General features: G+C 66.3%; 12 protein-coding genes. 7 read left to right on the top strand and 5 right to left on the bottom strand.

Features of this window, described 5'->3' with window-relative positions; genetic code table 11:
- The first annotated feature begins 365 nt into the window (after nt 1-365).
- From KME82_RS19830 to KME82_RS19840, 3 genes are all read left to right on the top strand, one after another.
- On the top strand, nt 366-1,562 hold the full coding sequence (locus KME82_RS19830) for a LamG domain-containing protein (RefSeq protein WP_215495535.1): 1,197 nt from the start codon (nt 366-368) through the stop codon (nt 1,560-1,562).
- 52 nt (nt 1,563-1,614) lie between these two features.
- The gene (locus KME82_RS19835; protein WP_215495536.1) at nt 1,615-2,094 is read left to right on the top strand and encodes a hypothetical protein; all 480 of its coding nucleotides are present in this window, start codon (nt 1,615-1,617) and stop codon (nt 2,092-2,094) included.
- A gap of 232 nt (nt 2,095-2,326) precedes the next feature.
- Nucleotides 2,327-2,623 carry a hypothetical protein gene (locus KME82_RS19840; protein WP_215495537.1) on the top strand — a complete coding sequence of 99 codons (297 nt, stop codon included), beginning with the start codon at nt 2,327-2,329 and terminating at the stop codon, nt 2,621-2,623.
- 530 nt (nt 2,624-3,153) lie between these two features.
- Here KME82_RS19840 and KME82_RS19845 read toward each other — a convergent pair.
- From KME82_RS19845 to KME82_RS19865, 5 genes are all read right to left on the bottom strand, one after another.
- Entirely contained in the window at nt 3,154-3,690 is a 537-nt protein-coding gene (locus KME82_RS19845) for a GNAT family N-acetyltransferase (RefSeq protein WP_215499143.1), read from the bottom strand.
- A 164-nt stretch (nt 3,691-3,854) separates the two neighbouring features.
- Complete coding sequence (gene aspS, locus KME82_RS19850) at nt 3,855-5,624, bottom strand: aspartate--tRNA ligase (RefSeq protein ID WP_215495538.1); 1,770 nt, start codon at nt 5,622-5,624, stop codon at nt 3,855-3,857.
- A 461-nt stretch (nt 5,625-6,085) separates the two neighbouring features.
- On the bottom strand, nt 6,086-6,448 hold the full coding sequence (locus tag KME82_RS19855; protein WP_215495539.1) for an FmdB family zinc ribbon protein: 363 nt from the start codon (nt 6,446-6,448) through the stop codon (nt 6,086-6,088).
- A 280-nt stretch (nt 6,449-6,728) separates the two neighbouring features.
- Entirely contained in the window at nt 6,729-7,985 is a 1,257-nt protein-coding gene (locus KME82_RS19860; RefSeq protein ID WP_215495540.1) for a cation:proton antiporter, read from the bottom strand.
- 240 nt (nt 7,986-8,225) lie between these two features.
- The gene (locus KME82_RS19865) at nt 8,226-10,097 is read right to left on the bottom strand and encodes an ABC-F family ATP-binding cassette domain-containing protein (RefSeq protein ID WP_215495541.1); all 1,872 of its coding nucleotides are present in this window, start codon (nt 10,095-10,097) and stop codon (nt 8,226-8,228) included.
- A gap of 204 nt (nt 10,098-10,301) precedes the next feature.
- On the opposite strand from KME82_RS19865, the gene KME82_RS19870 reads away from it, so the two are divergent.
- The 4 genes from KME82_RS19870 to ybaL all read left to right on the top strand — a co-directional run bounded on the left by KME82_RS19870 (nt 10,302) and on the right by ybaL (nt 16,108).
- Entirely contained in the window at nt 10,302-12,707 is a 2,406-nt protein-coding gene (locus tag KME82_RS19870; protein ID WP_215495542.1) for a TonB-dependent receptor plug domain-containing protein, read from the top strand.
- Between the two features lie 576 nt (nt 12,708-13,283).
- Nucleotides 13,284-13,958, top strand: a complete 675-nt coding sequence (locus tag KME82_RS19875; RefSeq protein WP_215495543.1) for a DUF5565 family protein — start codon at nt 13,284-13,286, stop codon at nt 13,956-13,958.
- 57 nt (nt 13,959-14,015) lie between these two features.
- Nucleotides 14,016-14,222, top strand: coding sequence for a hypothetical protein (locus tag KME82_RS19880; RefSeq protein WP_215495544.1), 207 nt, complete (start codon nt 14,016-14,018; stop codon nt 14,220-14,222).
- Nucleotides 14,223-14,416: 194 nt separating this feature from the next.
- Nucleotides 14,417-16,108, top strand: a complete 1,692-nt coding sequence (gene ybaL, locus KME82_RS19885; protein WP_215495545.1) for a YbaL family putative K(+) efflux transporter — start codon at nt 14,417-14,419, stop codon at nt 16,106-16,108.
- Nucleotides 16,109-16,174 lie beyond the last annotated feature (66 nt).

Here is a 16,174-nt window from a genome sequence, read left to right on the forward strand (position 1 = left end):
AGATGCGCGAAGCCGACCAAACGCACGTGCCTCCGGCCAACCGCCCGCGAATCCCGAAGTCTCTTGTGGGAGGTGCTTCAGCCCCGACGCTTTCGTCTCCGATGAAGCAGTCATACGGCGAACAGCCCACCACCCGATTCCCCGAAAAATCCGGACACCCTCGACGCGCCCAGAACCGCGCCGCCCCGCCCACCACCATTCACCCCAAAGGTCCGCTCCAAAGCCGCCGCCGCTCACATAAGCGCGAAGCGCAATAAGCGCGAACGATGACACCGCCGCGATCCGCGCGCGCAGTCACGGTCGCGGCCGGGGCCGGCTTCTAGATTCCCGCCACGCCCGACGTGGGCGATCACCCGGGAGTCGGTATGAATCGATCGTCATGGTTCCTGGCGCTGAGCCTCGCGCTCGCGCCTTCGCTCGCCGCCTACGCGGCGCCACCACGGGTCACCAGCGGCCTGGTCGGCGAGTGGCATCTGGACCTGTCGGGCAACACCGCCTACGACACCAGCGGCAACGCTCGCAACGGCACCGTGCTCGGCGGCGCCGCGTCGTCGTGGGGCTGGCTGGGCACGGCGGCGGACCTGAGCGGCGGCAAGTACGTGGAAGTGCCGAATTCGTCGAACCTGAACTTCGGCACCGGCAGCTTCACCCTTGCCGCGTGGATCCGCATGGCCGCGCCGACCTCCTCCGGGGTCAAGACCCTGATCGAGAATCGCGGCGGCGGCAGCGGTCGCGGTTATGCGTTCGGCGTCGACCAGGGCCGCAACGTGTTGCTGCAGCTCAACGACGGCACCACCTGGGCCAACTACGTCTCCGACGGCAGCCTGGCGATGTCGCCCAACCGCTGGCACCACATCGCCGCGGTGGTCAATCGCAGCAGCGCGCCGTACACGATCTCGTTCTACATCGACGGCCAGCGCACCACCACCCAGCCCTCGCCGATGCTGGCCAACATCGACAACACCGCGCTGCCGTTCCAGATCGGCGGGCACATGAATATCCCGTCTTACCGCTTCAACGATCGCGCCGACGAAGTGCTGGTCTACAACCGCGCATTGACGGCCGACGCCAGCGGCGGCTTGGGCGACATCATGGCTCCGGGACGCACCACCTTCCAGCCGACCTACTGGAACGATGGCAGCACCCGCCAGCGCAACAACAACTGCTACAACTACGCCAACGCGCGCGCCACCAACACCTTCGCCCAGCCCGGCCGCGCCGCCGGTTCGATGTACAGCTCGCTGACCTGCACCGCGGTGCATGCCGCGGCGGTGCGCGACGGCCTGGAACCGGTCGCCGACACGCTGATCAACGCCAGCAGCTACAAGAACATCGCCGCGCTGGTGGTCGGACCGAATTACGACTATCACTGGTACCGTCGCGACAGCAACGGCAAGTGGACCCACAAACCCGGCGGCACCGCCGCAACCAACCGCGACAATTCCGGCAACGAGATCACCGACCCGCGCACCGCCAATCGCGGCGCCTACACGGATTTCTGCGGATTCTTCCGCGTGTGGTCCGACAGCATCGAGGGCAGCGGCCATGAACAGATCAACTAAGCATCGACCGGCTGCACGCGCCTCATCCCAGTTCGCGGCCCACGGAGGATCCATGTCCCAGCGCTCGCTCAAAACCTTGTTCGCCGGCCTGTTGCTGCTGGCAGCGCCCGCCTTCGCCCTGGCCGCCGACGCGCCCGGGGTGAAGATCACCTACCTGGTCTATTCCGGCCGCCCCGACCCGACCATCACCGTGACCGACGCGGCTTCGCTGCGCGCGATCGAAACGCGCCTGGCCGATGCGCTGGCCGCGCCCGCGCAATCGGGCGCCGCGCCCGATCCGGTGCTGGGCTACAACGGCATCCTGATCGAGCACGTCGGCGGTTCCAGTGCGAAGGCCAAGCCGCAGCCGTTGGTGATCAAGGGTCGGCAGGTTCGTATCGATACCGCACCGGCAACCGAGTTGAAGTCGGCGACCGCCTCCACGCGCACCTCGGCAGCGGCCGGGGACCTGGAGGCGATGTTGCTCAAGCTTGGGCAGAAGCGGGGTGCGTTGGATGTTACGACGTTGAACGTGTTGCTCGACGGGCGCTGAGGTCCGGGGTTTCGTTTGCTATGCGGCCCTCTCTCGCGCAGGCGAGGGAGGGCTGTTTTGTTTTTGGGGATTGCAGCTGCGTGCTGCCGCTGTGAGGCCGCGAGCGGTGATGGGTGTTATTGCGGTTGCTTGCGCGTCGGGGTGTTCGTGCGTGCGCTCGATTTCATGTGGATGCTGCGGTTAGGCCCTGGATTCTCGCCTTCGGGAATGACGGCTTGAGGAATTCGAGGTGATGCAACCTTCGTCGTCGTCGCAATGGCGCGGTCGCGGCTTGCGCCGCTCCTACAGGGAGGCCATGCGGCTTTCGCCTGAAGTCTTGCAGTTCATCCAGCGCTGCGAGGCAACGCACTTGCGAGAACAACAGCACACCCGCAGGGCGGCGCACATGGATGTGCGCCGTGCGCCACCGAGACAGGATGTCTCGTGTGGCGCATGCCTGCGTCTGCTCCGCACGCGCGGGCTCTTGATCCACAAAAAAGCGTTTTTCTTTGGTTACCTTTCTTTTGTCGCTTTAGACAAAAGAAAGTGACCCGCCGCTTTAGTGGCGGAAGCTTTTGATCCTGCTTGCAGCTTCAAAGCTTTGAAGCTGTAGAGCCTTTGAAGCCAAAGGCAGGATCAACAGCTTTCGTCCGCAAGCGGCCGAGTTACTTTCTTTTGTCAAAAGCGACAAAAGAAAGGTAACCAAAGAAAAACGCTTTTTTGTGAATCAAAGGCCCGCAAGAGCGATGCCGACGCAGGCACGCGCCACACGGGACATCCATGTCCCGGTGGCGCGCGACGCGCATCCATGCGCGTCGCCCTCCGGGTGTGCTGTTGCTAACGCGAGTTACAAGCCTCGCAGCGCTGGATGGGAGCCGCGACTTCAGGCTCAAGGCAAAAGCAAAGGCGACGGTTCATGACCGCAGCCGCAGGCAAAATCTAGGCGCAAGGCAAGGCAAGGCAAGGCAAGGCAAGGCAAGGCAAGGCAAGGCAAGGCAAGGCAAGGCAAGGCTCACCCCTCGCGGATAACGATTCAAGCCAAATGAGCGTCGATGCACCAAAGCACCGACCCCACAAACATCATCTCACCGCGTTGCGCCGCAAGATGAATTCATGATCGCGCGTACTTCCCACGACGAATTCGTACTCGCCCGCCTTCTCGAACCCGTAGCGCCCATAAAACCGCTGCGCACCAAAGTTCTCCGACCACACCCCGATCCACAAAGTCCGCGGACCATCGCGTTCGAGCCAAGCCAACACCGTGTCGAACAGACGCGCACCCCAGCCGCCGTTCTGCGCCTCGCGCAATACGTACAAACGCTTCAACTCACCGTCGCCCGGCGCGACCTGCGGATGCGGCAGACCGCACGGCCCAGCCGCGGCGTGGCCGACGACGATGCAGTCGCGTTCGAGCAGGAAGATCGCGTAGTCCGGGTGCGACAGGATCACGGCCTGCTTCTCGACCGAGTAGCTGTCCTTGAGGAAGAAGGCCAGATCCTCCGGCGGATACATGTCGCCGAAGGTTTCGACGAAGGTGCGCGCGGCGATGTCGGCCACGGTGGCCGCGTCGGCCACGACGGCGCGGCGGATCGAGAACTGCGGGGTTTCGCTGGTCATAACGCCTCGCGTGGAACGACGGTGTGTCGGCGCGGCCATGGACAGGATCAGGTCGAACAGGATCAGGTCGAGCCGCGTCGAACCCGATTGCATCGAAGCACCGACCCGGCGCGACGCCGGATCGATGCGCCGATCAGCGCCGGATCAAGCCCGACGCGGCCGGATCAGGCCGGATCCTTCTTCGGCCGCACCATCACATGCACCTCGGCCAATTGCGCGTCCGGGATCGGCGACGGCGCGCCGGTCATCAGGCATTGCGCGGTGGTGGTCTTCGGGAACGCGATCACGTCGCGGATCGATTCGGTGCCGGCCATCAACGCGGCGATGCGGTCGATGCCGAAGGCGATGCCGCCGTGCGGCGGCGCGCCGTACTTGAGCGCGTCGAGCAGGAAGCCGAACTTGCCCTCGGCCTCTTCCGCGCCGATGCCGAGCAGGTCGAACACCGCCGACTGCATCTGCGGACGGTGGATGCGGATCGAACCGCCGCCGATCTCGTTGCCGTTGAGCACCATGTCGTAGCCGCGCGACACCGCGGTCTTGGCGTTGGCGCGCAGGTCGGCGATGTCGTCCACCGCCGGCGCGGTGAAGGGGTGATGCAGGGCCACGTAGCGCTGCGCCTGTTCGTCCCACTCGAACATCGGGAAATCGGTGACCCACAACGGCTTCCAGCCGTCCTGGATCAGGCCCAGGTCCTTGCCGAGCTTCAGGCGCAGCGCGCCCATGAAATCGCTCGCGGTCTTGTAGTCGGCCGCGCCGAAGAAGATCGCATCGCCGGTCTGCGCGCCGCTGGCTTCGACGATCTTCGCCAGCGTCGCGTCGTCGAGGAACTTGGCGATCGGCGAGTTGATGCCTTCGCGCCCCTTGCTCGCGTCCTCGACCTTCATCCACGCCAGGCCCTTGGCGCCGTACTTGGCGGCGTGCGCGCCAGCCTCGTCGATCTGCTTGCGCGACCAGCCCGCGGCGCCCGGCGCGCGCAATGCGATCACGCGGCCGTCTTCGTGGTTGGCCCAGTCGGTGAAGACCTTGAACTCGCAGCTCTTGACCAGTTCGGCGATGTCGACGAATTCAAGCTCGATGCGCAGATCGGGTTTGTCCGAGCCGTAGCGACGCATCGCCTCGGCATAGGTCATGCGCGGGAACTGCGCGTCGAGTTCGACCTCGATGGTTTCCTTGAACACCACCCGGATCATGTCCTCGACCGTGTCCTGCACGTCGCGCTCGGACACCCAGGCGAACTCCATGTCGAGCTGGGTGAATTCGAGCTGGCGGTCGGCGCGCAGCGCCTCGTCGCGGAAGCAGCGCGCGATCTGGTAATAGCGATCGAAGCCGGCCACCATCAGGATTTGCTTGAACAACTGCGGCGACTGCGGCAGCGCGTAGAACTCGCCCGGGTGCATGCGCGCCGGGACCAGGAAGTCGCGCGCGCCCTCGGGCGTGGCCTTGGTCAGGATCGGGGTTTCGATGTCCTGGAAATTGCGCGCGTCGAGCCAACGGCGCAGCGACTGCACCAGACGGATGCGCGTGCGCATCATCTTCTGCATTTCCGGACGGCGCAGGTCGAGATAGCGATAGGTCAGGCGGGTTTCCTCGCCGGCGTTCTCGTGGGCGTGGAACGGCAGCGGCTCGGCCTTGTTGAGCACTTCGATCGAGCTCGGCAGCACTTCGACCTTGCCGCTGCGGATCTTGTCGTTGGCAGCGCCGCGCGCGCGCACGGTGCCGGTGACGCGCACGCAGCTTTCCACGCTCAGGTCGCTGGCGGTCTTGAACAGCTCGGCCATGTCCGAATCGACCACGATCTGGACCACGCCTTCGTGATCGCGCAGATCGGTGAACACCACGTGGCTCTGGACGCGATTGGTGTTGACCCAGCCGCACAGGGTGACGGTCTGGCCGATCAGCGCCTCGTCGACGAGGCCGCAGAAGTGGGTACGCATGGAAACTCCGAATTGGTCGATCTGTGGATCGTGGGGGGTACAGCAGGCGGGTCCGGACCGGCCGCGGCGGGTGGCCGGGGGCGATCGCTCAGCGGCCGGGGGCCGGGACCGAGCTGTCTAGAATACTAGACAAAGGCGTATGCGCCTTATGCCCCGGGCCAAACCAGCTTATCCGCAGGCTCAAGCGATGCTGATGCCCGCGTCCCTGAAGTCGTAGATGTCACGACCGTCATCCCCGCGAAGGCGGGGATCCAGAGACTTCAGCGTCATGCCTGGATGAAACCCTGGATCCCCGCCTTCGCGGGGATGACGGCTGGAACCGGCGCGGCTCGTCGCTACGGTAAGCCGGGACGGCGAGCCAATTAAACGAAACAGGGCGCCTCGCGGCGCCCATCAGGTCGGTGTGGATCGCAGCGGCATCGACCGTGTCGACGGGCCGTAGCGCCCTGCCGGCGAACCGGTCAGCTCGCGCTACCACCACTCGCCGGCTTGCTCGCCGGGGCCGGATCGGCCTTCTTTTCGGACTTGCTTTCCGCAGGCTTGCTCTGTGCCGGCTTGCTGTCGCCGCCACCGGAGCCCGCCCCGCCCGACGCGGAACCGCCGGAGCTGCCCTCGCCGGCCAGATTGCGCTTCTTGTCGCCGTCCTTCTTGAAATCGGTCTCGTACCAGCCGCCGCCGGCCAGGCGGAACTGCGGCGCGGTCAACTGGCGGCCGACCTTTTCGGCGCCGCATTCGGGGCACACGGTCGGGTCGGCGTCGGACAGCTTCTGCAGGCGATCGAAGCTGTGTCCGCAGGCGCTGCACTGGAAGGCGTAGATGGGCATGGCGGTGGGCTGTGTTCGGGAACGACGGACTGGCAGTGTGGGGGCGGATCGCGCCGATGCAAGCGCCAGTGGTGGCCGCGACGCGGCCTACGGCCCGGTCGCCCGGCTCAATACGCCGGTTCGACCGGACGTTGCGGCACTGCGGGCGGGTCTGGGTGACCACGCAATCCGACCACGGGTACACCGCGCTCGCCTCCACGCGCGCCACCCGTTCGCCGGACCGGCGGTCATGGCATTCATGGCGGCCGGTGCGGCCACCGACCGACCGGCCAGCGCACGATCAATGGCCCGGCGGATGCACGCCGGCCGCCGCCGGCATCGCGGTGGGCTCGGAAACCGTTTGCGGCATCGCGGCCGCTTCGGGCTCGCCGCCGGCCGGGTCCGCGGGCGCCAGCGGATGCTCCTCGACCGGATCGACATCGAACGGAGAGCGGAACACCAGCGACGGCAGGATCGTGGTCAAGGTCGCATACAGCAGCAACGCGCCGAACCAGACATCGGACAAGGCGAAGCGATCGCGCAGGATCGCGGCCAGGACCAGGGTGAAGATCAACGTCGGCGCCAGCGCCACCGAGACCCGCAGGCTGGCGCGGTGGTTCTCGCCGAACAGCGCGCGCCGCTGCAACCAGACAATGCCGATGCGCAGCGGCAGCACCACCGCGGTCAGCAACAGGCCCAGGCCCAGCGCCTCGAAGCTCAGCGCGCCGCTGGGCACCTTGGTGCCGGCGTTGAAGAAATAGAACGGCACGAAGAACGACGCGAACAACCGCACCGCGTGTAGATTCTCGTCCGAGGCCAGGCTCGGCATGCGCTCGCGCAGCAATCGCGCGATCAGACCGGCGACGAACGCCCCGACCAGGTAGTACACACCGAGCTTGGCGGTGGCGAACGCGGCGATCATGCCGACCATCACCAACAGCGAGAATTCCGAACCCGGCGCATGCGGCACCACCCAACGACCGAGCGCGACGAACACCAGCGGCAGGCCGACCAGCATCGCGATCAACGCGCCCGACGACAGCGCCATGCGCATCGGGTCGCCGGCCTGAAGCACCACGAACAACGCCACCAGCGCCAGCAACTCTCCGGCGATGGCTTTGCTGGTGACCCAGAAACGCTCCTCCTCGTTCAAGCCCAGGCGCGAGAGCGTGTCGAGAATGAAGCCGGTGGACGGGGTCAGCAAGGCCAGCGCGAGCAGGCCGGCCGCCTGCCAGCTCATGCCGGCGTAGCGCCACGCCAGCCAGCCCACGCCGACCAAGGTCGCGCCGCGGATCACCAGGTGCGTCAACAGCGGCCACAAGCCCTTGCGCAGGGCCTTGAGTTCGACTTCCAGCCCGGCGAACAGGAACAGCGAGGAAATGCCCAAGGTAGCGAGCATGCCGACCACGGTGTCGTGGGATTTCTCGCCCCAGGCCAGCATCGCCACGATGCCGAACAGCAGGCAGGTCAACGGCGCGGGAATCTTGAAGCGCTGCAACGCGCGCGGGATGACCAGCAGGCCGAAGATCAGCAGCAGATAAATCAGTTCGCGGCTCATGGGCCGTCCCCCCGTAGCGATTACGTGGCGGGACGATAGACGGGCGCATGTGGAGGCGACGACAAGTCGCACGTGGACACCATCGGCGGCCTCGTGGTTGCGCAGTGATTGTCAGATCGCGGTCGCGGCTCACGCCGCCGCTGCAAGCAGCGGCGCACGTTCGTTTCTACCTGCGAAGGTGGCGCGAGCCGCCACCACCCAACTACGACGCATCGATAACGTCGCGACCTACGACGCGACTCAAGCCGCGTCGTACAACGCCATCCACTCCGCCTCGGCCTTGACCAGCTCGGCGGCGACTTTCTCGCGCTGCTTCGCAAGCTCGGCGGCGTTGTCGCCACCGCCGGCGTACTTGGTCGGATCGGCGAGGTCCATGTCGAGCGTGTGCAGTTTCGATTCCAGCTCGGCCATGCGCTTCTCGGCTTCGGCCAGCTTGAGCGGGTTGGCCTTGCGCGAGGATTTCCCCGCCGGTGCCGCGGCGCTCGCGGCGGCCGCAGCCGCCGCGGCCTTGGACGCGGCCGCGCCCTTGCCGTCGTTGCTGTTGTCGCGCGTGCGCAGCCACACCGCGTAAGCGTCGAGGTCGCCGTCGAACGGCTGGGCCACGCCATCGGCGACGCGCCAGAAGGTTTCGCAGACCAGACCGATCAGATGGCGGTCGTGCGAGACCAGCACGATCGCGCCTTCGAAATCCGACAGCGCTTCGGCCAGGGCTTCGCGTACGTCGAGGTCCAGATGGTTGGTCGGTTCGTCTAGCAGCAGCACGTTCGGTTTGCGCCAGGCGATCATCGCCAGAGCCAGACGCGCGCGTTCGCCGCCGGAGAACCCGTCGACCGATTCGAACGCGCGGTCGCCGGGGAAATTCCACTTGCCGAGAAAATCGCGCAATTGCTGGGTCGCCACGCCCGGCGCGATCTCGATCAGATGGTCGATCGCGCTGACGCCCTCGTGCAGCGATTCGACCGTGTGCTGGGCGAAGTAGCCGATGCGCAGATCCGGATGGCCGCTGCGATCGCCGGCGAGCAATTCCAGCTCGCCCACCAGCGTTTTGACCAGGGTCGATTTACCCGCGCCGTTGGGGCCGAGCAAGGCGATGCGATCGCCGGCTTCGAGGATGAAACTGACATCATCGAGCACGACGTGGTCGCCGTAACCGCAATCGGCATGGACCACGCGCAGCAAGGCGTGCGGCAGCTTGGCCGGAGCCGGGAACTCGATCCGCATCGCGCGTTCCATGCGCACCGCCTCGGTGCCGACCATCTTGGCCAGGCGCTTGACCCGCGACTGCGCCTGCTTGGCCTTGGCCGCGCTGGCGCTGAAGCGGTCGATGAAACTCTGCAGGTGGGCGCGTTCGGCCTGCTGCTTTTCGTGGGTGATCTGCTGCAGGCGCAGGTGTTCGGCGCGCTGGCGCTCGAAGGCGGTGTAATCGCCGGTGTACAGCTTGGCCTTGCCGTCGTGCAGGTGCAGGGTGTGGGTGGTGACTTCGTCGAGGAACTCGCGGTCGTGCGAGATCAGCAGCAAGGTGCCCGGGTACTTGAGCAGCCATTGCTCCAGCCACAGCACCGCGTCGAGGTCGAGGTGGTTGGTCGGTTCGTCGAGCAGCAAAAGGTCCGACGGGGTCATCAGCGCGCGCGCCAGATTCAGGCGCACCCGCCAGCCGCCGGAGAATTCCTTGACCGCGCGTTCGTGGGTGTCGGGCGAGAAGCCCAGGCCGTGCAGCAGCTTGCCGGCGCGCGCGGTGGCGTCGTAGCCGCCGAGTTCCTCGAGTTGGTGATGGGCCTCGGCGACCGCTTCCCAATCCTCGCGCTCGACCGCTTCGCGCTCGGCCACGAGGACCTTGTAGACGGTGGAGTCGCCGGACAGGACGAAGTCCAGCGCGGGGTCGTCCAGGGCCGGGGTTTCCTGGGCCACGCTGGCGATGCGCACGCGGTTGGGCACGTCGATATCGCCGCGATCGGCCTCGACCTCGCCCTGGATGGCCGCGAACAGCGACGACTTACCAGTGCCGTTACGACCGATCACGCCCACCCGCCAACCGGCGTGCAGGGTCAGGTCTACGTTGGACAGCAGCAGGCGTTCGCCGCGCCGCATGGCGAAATCACGGAAAGAAATCATGCCGATATGGTCGCATGACTGATCGGTATTTGCTCATGAGCACATGTTCGGCCGCGCCCGGGGCGGGCATCGAATAATCGGGACGTCGGCCTCAGACCGCCCCCACGCGTCAACGAGCTCGCCATCCGCGGCAAAGCGCCCCTCGCGCCGGCCGCGGCGGCGGCGTTCGTCCCGACGTCCCCCGATCGACCGCCCGGAGTCTCCATGTCCCGTCGTATTTCCCTGCTCAGCACCGCCGTTTCGATCGCCCTGTCCACCTCGCCCGCCTGGGCCCAGGACGCCGGCGCCGCCGAGTCCGCCCCGGCCTCGAACCCCACCAACCTCGACACCCTGATCGTCACCGGCACCCGCGTGGCCGACCGCACCGTGGCCGAATCCACCGCGCCGATCGACATCATTTCCCCGCAGACCCTGGAGTCGACCGGCACGGTCGAGCTGGCCACCGCCCTGGCGCGCGCCCTGCCCTCGCTGAATTTCCCGCGCCCGGCGATCACCGACGCCACCGACGCGGTGCGTCCGGCGCAGCTGCGCGGGCTGGCGCCGGATCAGGTGCTGGTGCTGGTCAACGGCAAGCGCCGCCACACCACGTCCTTGATCAACCTCAACGACAGCATCGGCCGCGGCTCCTCGCCGGTGGACCTCAACGCGATTCCGATCGCCGCGATCGAACGGGTCGAAGTGCTGCGCGACGGCGCCTCGGCGCAGTACGGCTCCGACGCGATCGCCGGTGTCATCAACATCGTGCTCAAGGGCAGCGGCGAAGGCGGCTCGATCGCCGCGCGCTACGGCCAGTTCAGCGCCGGCGACGGCAAGCAATACCAGTTGTCGGGCGATGCCGGCTTCAAGCTCGGCGAGAACGGCAGCGTGCATCTGTCCGCGCAGGGCGGCCACAGCGACAACACCGACCGCGCGCGGCCCTACCTCGGCCCGGTCACGCCGACCAGCAACCCGCCGGGCAAGGTCGTGCATCGCTACGGCGATCCGGAAATCGATCAGGCCGCGGTCGCCTTCAACGCGCAGTACCAGGCCGCCGAGGGCGTGGAGTTCTATTCCTTCGGCACCGCCAGCCGCCGCCGCGCGATTTCCAACGGCTATTTCCGCGCGCCCGGCAACGCCAACAACATCCGCTCGGTGTATCCCGACGGCTTCCTGCCGCAGATCGACAACGTCAGCAAGGACCGCGCGCTGGTGCTCGGCCTGCGCGGCCAGACCGCCGGCGGCTGGAACCTCGACCTGAGCTACAACTACGGCCAGAACCAGCTCGATTTCGACGTGCGCAACAGCCTCAACCGCACCCTGGGCGTCGCCTCGCCGCACGACTTCTACATCGGCGCGCTGGAAGTGACCCAGAACGTGCTCAACGCCGATTTCAACAAGGCCTTCGACGTGGGTTGGCTGAAGTACCCGCTGACCGTGGCCTTCGGCGCGGAATGGCGCGGCGAGAAGTTCAACCAGAGCGCCGGCGAACTGGCGTCGTATGTCGCCGGTCCCGAACCCGGCGCGCCGGGCGCGCAGGTGTTCCCCGGCTTCACCCCGTCCGACGCCAGCCGCCGCAACCGCAACAGCCATTCGTTCTACGCCGACCTGGAAACCGACGTGACCGACAAGCTGTCGCTCGGCGCGGCGGCGCGTTACGAAAGCTACAGCGACTTCGGCGAAACCACCTCGGGCAAGCTGTCGGCGCGTTACGCCTTCACCGACAAGATCGCGCTGCGCGGCACCGTGTCGACCGGTTTTCGCGCGCCTTCGCTGCAGCAGCAGTTCTACCAATCGACCCAGACCGTGATCGTGCTCGGCGACCCGACCCCATTCCAGGTCCGCACCTTCGCCGTCGACGACCCGGCCGCGGTCGCGCTCGGCGCCGAGCCGCTCAAGGCCGAGGAATCGACCAACATCGGCCTGGGCCTGGTGCTGCAGCCGATCGAATCGCTGTACATCACCGTCGACGCGTACCAGATCGACATCGACGACCGCATCATCCTGTCGGAAAACCTGCGCGGCCCGGCGGTGGCGAGCTTCCTGGAAGCGCGCGGCCATCCGGGCATCACCGGCGGCCGCTACTTCACCAACGCGGTCGACACCCGCACCCGCGGCATCGACATCGTCGGCAGCTACAAGTGGACGCTCGGCAGCGGCGCGCTCGATCTGACCGCCGGTTACAACCACAACAAGACCACCCTGGAGCGCATCGCCGCCAACCCGCCGGAGCTCACCGCCGGTGGCTTGAACCTGCAGCGCATCGGCCGGGTCGAGCAAGGCCGCATCACCCAGGGCGCGCCGCGCGACAAGTTCTTCCTCGGCGGCAGCTGGAGCACCGGCCCGTGGCGTTTCGACGCGACCGGCACGCGCTACGGCGAATTCCACAGCTTCAACGACGATCCCAGCGGCGTGCGCGACCAGACCTACGGCGCGAAGTGGACCCTCGACCTGGCCGCGACCTACGCCATCGACGGATGGGAATTCACCGTCGGCGGCGACAACGTGCTCAACGAGTACCCGGACGAATCGATCTACGCCAACAGCGAAAGCGGCCAATTGCCGTACAGCGGCAACTCGCCGTTCGGGTTCAACGGCGCGTTCGCGTATGCGAAGGTCGGGTACAAGTGGTGAGGGTGGTTTCGCAGCCGTGGAAGCGTCGGAGCATCGGCGTGATGTTTGATGTTTGATGTTTGACGTGTGTCGTGTGTCGTGTGATGCGAGCCTACCGGCTCTAGCACCTGCGATCGCGCGATAAGCGACCGAACCCTCGCGCTATGGGCGACTGAACGTCGCATCGTTATCGCACCCGCATCGAATCAGGGCCGCCCAAAGCGGCCCTGATTCGTTTGCGTAACACATGTCGCTGCAGCTCAACCCAACCACGAAGCCACGAGGTCTTTTGTGGGAGGGGCTTCAGCCCCGACGCTTTCCGATCCGACACGGCGAACTGAAACAAAAGCATCGGGGCTGAAGCCCCTCCCACAAAAGACCTCTCGGCCAAAAACCTCCCGGCCGATGATCGACCTGTCGCGGCCTCATATCCTGCTGGACCCGACAAATACGGCACCACCTCACCTAGCACCGCTCGTCGGCGCGCACTGGCATCGCGCCGCCACTGCTATATCCTGCGCGCTCGTTCGGGCGCAGGCCCGGGCGATGGCTGATGGACGGGACTCGAAATTCGTCAATCAACCAATGAGGTGATGTATGAAAAAGATCCCGACCGTGTTCGTCATGGACTACGAGAAGGACGCCCTGACCCCGCACGTCCGTCCCGGACTGGAATGGGTGATCCGAGGCGAAGGCACAGCCACCGTGAAGTTCGACGGCTCGGCCTGCCGCTGGCACGACGGCCGTCTGTGGAAACGCTACGACCGCAAACTCGACAAGCAGGCGCAACGTCGGCACGACCGCGGCGAAGACCTGCGGCCGCTGCTCGACGGCGCGTCGCGCGACAGCTTGTTCAAGACCCCGCCGCCGGGCTTCGAGCCTTGCGAGGACGCGCCCGATCCGGTGACCTTCCATTGGCCCGGCTGGGTGCCGGTGTCGGCCGACCAGCCCGAGGATCGCTGGCACAACGAGGCGCTCAAGCACCTCGATGAGCCGTTGATCGAGGGCTGCAGCTACGAGTTGGTGGGTCCCAGCGTGGCCAAGAATCCGTATGCGCTGGCCCGACATACGCTCTGGCGCCATGGCCGGGAAACCGTTGATCTGCCGGATCGCTCGTTCGAAGCACTAGGCCATTTTCTGGCTTCGCGCGAGATCGAAGGTCTGGTGTTCCACCACCCCGACGGTCGCATGGCCAAACTGCGTCGTAAGGACTACGGCTTGTTCTGGGTGCAGGAAGACCAACGCAAACCCAGACGTCGCTCCGATGCCTGAGTAACACCCACCACGCCTCTTCGGAGGCGTGGTTTTTTTATGGCCGCGATTGCGCACATGACGATGATGGTCTGGCGAGGCGATGCATGCAGCATGACGAGCATGCAATGCACCCCGCCGCATCCGCATTCGGGCGTCGCCCAGGCCACCATCGTTCGCATCGCTTTCGCGCAAATCCAAGTCACACGCGTCATCAGCCACCGCGCGACTGAATCGCCGTTCATGCATTCCTCGCTGTTTGCGAAGGTCAAAATAGCAGCGTGAACCAACGCCGACCCTCGTGGTCTCAAGCCCGCTGGGACGGGACGCCGACACCGCCGAGGCCTGCCCGCCGACCGTCGGCCAACCGCGGAAAATGTCGCAGAAACAATCATTTGCGACGACACGCCAAACGAGAAAGGCTTGCATCCGACCGGCTCAGCACACATTCTTAAAAGGACCAGACCCCAGGAGAGCCGATGCACCACACGTCCCTGATCGCGATTCTGGTAGCCGGCTTCGTCCTGGCCTTCATCTTCGGAATGATCGCGCAACGCCTGCGGCTGTCGCCGCTGGTGGGCTACCTCATCGCCGGCATCATCGCCGGCCCCTTCACACCCGGCTTCGTCGGCGACCAGACCCTTGCGCCGCAATTGGCCGAAATCGGCGTGATCCTGCTGATGTTCGGCGTCGGCCTGCATTTCTCGCTCGGCGACCTGCTCGAAGTCAAAGCCATCGCCTTGCCGGGCGCGGTCGTGCAGATCGCGGTGGCCACCGCATTGGGTTGGGGCATGGCCGAGCTGCTCGGCTGGTCGCATGGCGCGGGGTTAGTGTTCGGCCTGGCCTTGTCGGTCGCCAGTACCGTGGTGCTGTTGCGCGCGCTCGAGGAGCGGCGGCTGGTGGAAACCGGCAAGGGCCGCATCGCGATCGGCTGGTTGATCGTCGAGGATCTGGCGATGGTGCTCGCGCTGGTGCTGCTGCCGGCGCTGTCGGGCCTGCTCAAGGGCGAAGTCAGCGACGCGTCGGAAGTGTGGAGCAAGTTGTTCATCACCCTGGCCAAGGTCGGCGCCTTCATCGCCTTCATGCTGATCGTCGGGCGGCGGGTGATTCCATGGATTCTCGAACGCGTGGCCGGCACCGGTTCGCGCGAGTTGTTCACCCTGTGCGTGCTCGCGATCGCGCTGGGCGTGGCGTTCGGTTCGGCCGAACTGTTCGGCGTGTCGTTCGCGCTGGGCGCGTTCTTCGCCGGCATGATGCTCAACGAATCCGAGTTCAGCCATCAGGCCGCCAACGAAACCCTGCCGCTGCGCGAAGCGTTCGCGGTGTTGTTCTTCGTCTCGGTCGGCATGCTGTTCAACCCGATGATCCTGTTGGAGAAGCCGCTGGAAGTGCTGGCGGTGTTCGGCATCATCGTGGTCGGCAAGTCGGTGGCGGCGTACGCGATCGTGCGCGCGTTCGGCAAGCCGAACTCGACCGCGCTGATGATCTCGGTCAGCCTGGCGCAGATCGGCGAGTTCTCCTTCATCCTGGCCCAGCTCGGCATCGACGAAGGCATCCTGTCGAAGGACGGGCAGGACCTGATCCTGGCCGGCGCGCTGCTGTCGATCGTGGTCAATCCGCTGCTGTTCGGCTGGCTCGACCGCAAACAGGCGCGCGCCGACGCGGCCGAAGCCGATGCACGCGCCGACGCGGCGGTGCCGCCGGTGCCGGCCGATATCAGCGGTCACGTGATCCTGATCGGCTACGGCCGGGTCGGCAGCGAGCTGGCGCGGTTGCTCACCGATCACCACGTGCCGCTGGTAGTCATCGACGGCGAGGACAGCCTGATCGACAAGGCGCGCGCCGCCGGGCATCCGGCCATCCTGGGCAACGCGGTCAACGAGCGGGTGCTGCGCGAAGCGGTGCCCGAGCGCGCGACCACGGTGATGCTGGCGATTCCGCAGGCGCTGGAAGCCGGCGAGATCATCGCCAAGCTGCGCGAACTCAATCCGGCCCTGAGCATCGTCGCGCGCGCGCACAGCGACAACGAGGTCAAGCATCTGCTCCAGCACGGCGCGGACGGCGCGGTCATGGCCGAGCGCGAGCTGGCGCACAGCCTGGCCGAGATGGTGCTGGCCGCGCCGGTGTACCGCGGCGCGCGCAATCTGCCGCCGTCGACGGCGCTGGCGTGAGCCGGCGCCGTCCCGAGCCCGACCACGCGATCGGTTAGTCTGAGCCCGCCCTTCTTCAGTACCCAA

The organism is Lysobacter capsici (genome assembly GCF_018732085.1).
In the GTDB taxonomy this organism is placed as follows: Bacteria; Pseudomonadota; Gammaproteobacteria; order Xanthomonadales; family Xanthomonadaceae; genus Lysobacter; species Lysobacter capsici_A.

What these genes read in the sequence shown, in the direction of transcription:
- KME82_RS19830 (WP_215495535.1), top strand. Translation starts at nt 366, where the DNA reads ATGAATCGATCGTCATGGTTCCTGGCGCTGAGCCTCGCGCTCGCGCCT.
- KME82_RS19835 (WP_215495536.1), top strand. Translation starts at nt 1,615, where the DNA reads ATGTCCCAGCGCTCGCTCAAAACCTTGTTCGCCGGCCTGTTGCTGCTG.
- KME82_RS19840 (WP_215495537.1), top strand. Translation starts at nt 2,327, where the DNA reads ATGCAACCTTCGTCGTCGTCGCAATGGCGCGGTCGCGGCTTGCGCCGC.
- KME82_RS19845 (WP_215499143.1), bottom strand. Translation starts at nt 3,690, where the DNA reads ATGACCAGCGAAACCCCGCAGTTCTCGATCCGCCGCGCCGTCGTGGCC.
- aspS (WP_215495538.1), bottom strand. Translation starts at nt 5,624, where the DNA reads ATGCGTACCCACTTCTGCGGCCTCGTCGACGAGGCGCTGATCGGCCAG.
- KME82_RS19855 (WP_215495539.1), bottom strand. Translation starts at nt 6,448, where the DNA reads ATGCCCATCTACGCCTTCCAGTGCAGCGCCTGCGGACACAGCTTCGAT.
- KME82_RS19860 (WP_215495540.1), bottom strand. Translation starts at nt 7,985, where the DNA reads ATGAGCCGCGAACTGATTTATCTGCTGCTGATCTTCGGCCTGCTGGTC.
- KME82_RS19865 (WP_215495541.1), bottom strand. Translation starts at nt 10,097, where the DNA reads ATGATTTCTTTCCGTGATTTCGCCATGCGGCGCGGCGAACGCCTGCTG.
- KME82_RS19870 (WP_215495542.1), top strand. Translation starts at nt 10,302, where the DNA reads ATGTCCCGTCGTATTTCCCTGCTCAGCACCGCCGTTTCGATCGCCCTG.
- KME82_RS19875 (WP_215495543.1), top strand. Translation starts at nt 13,284, where the DNA reads ATGAAAAAGATCCCGACCGTGTTCGTCATGGACTACGAGAAGGACGCC.
- KME82_RS19880 (WP_215495544.1), top strand. Translation starts at nt 14,016, where the DNA reads ATGACGATGATGGTCTGGCGAGGCGATGCATGCAGCATGACGAGCATG.
- ybaL (WP_215495545.1), top strand. Translation starts at nt 14,417, where the DNA reads ATGCACCACACGTCCCTGATCGCGATTCTGGTAGCCGGCTTCGTCCTG.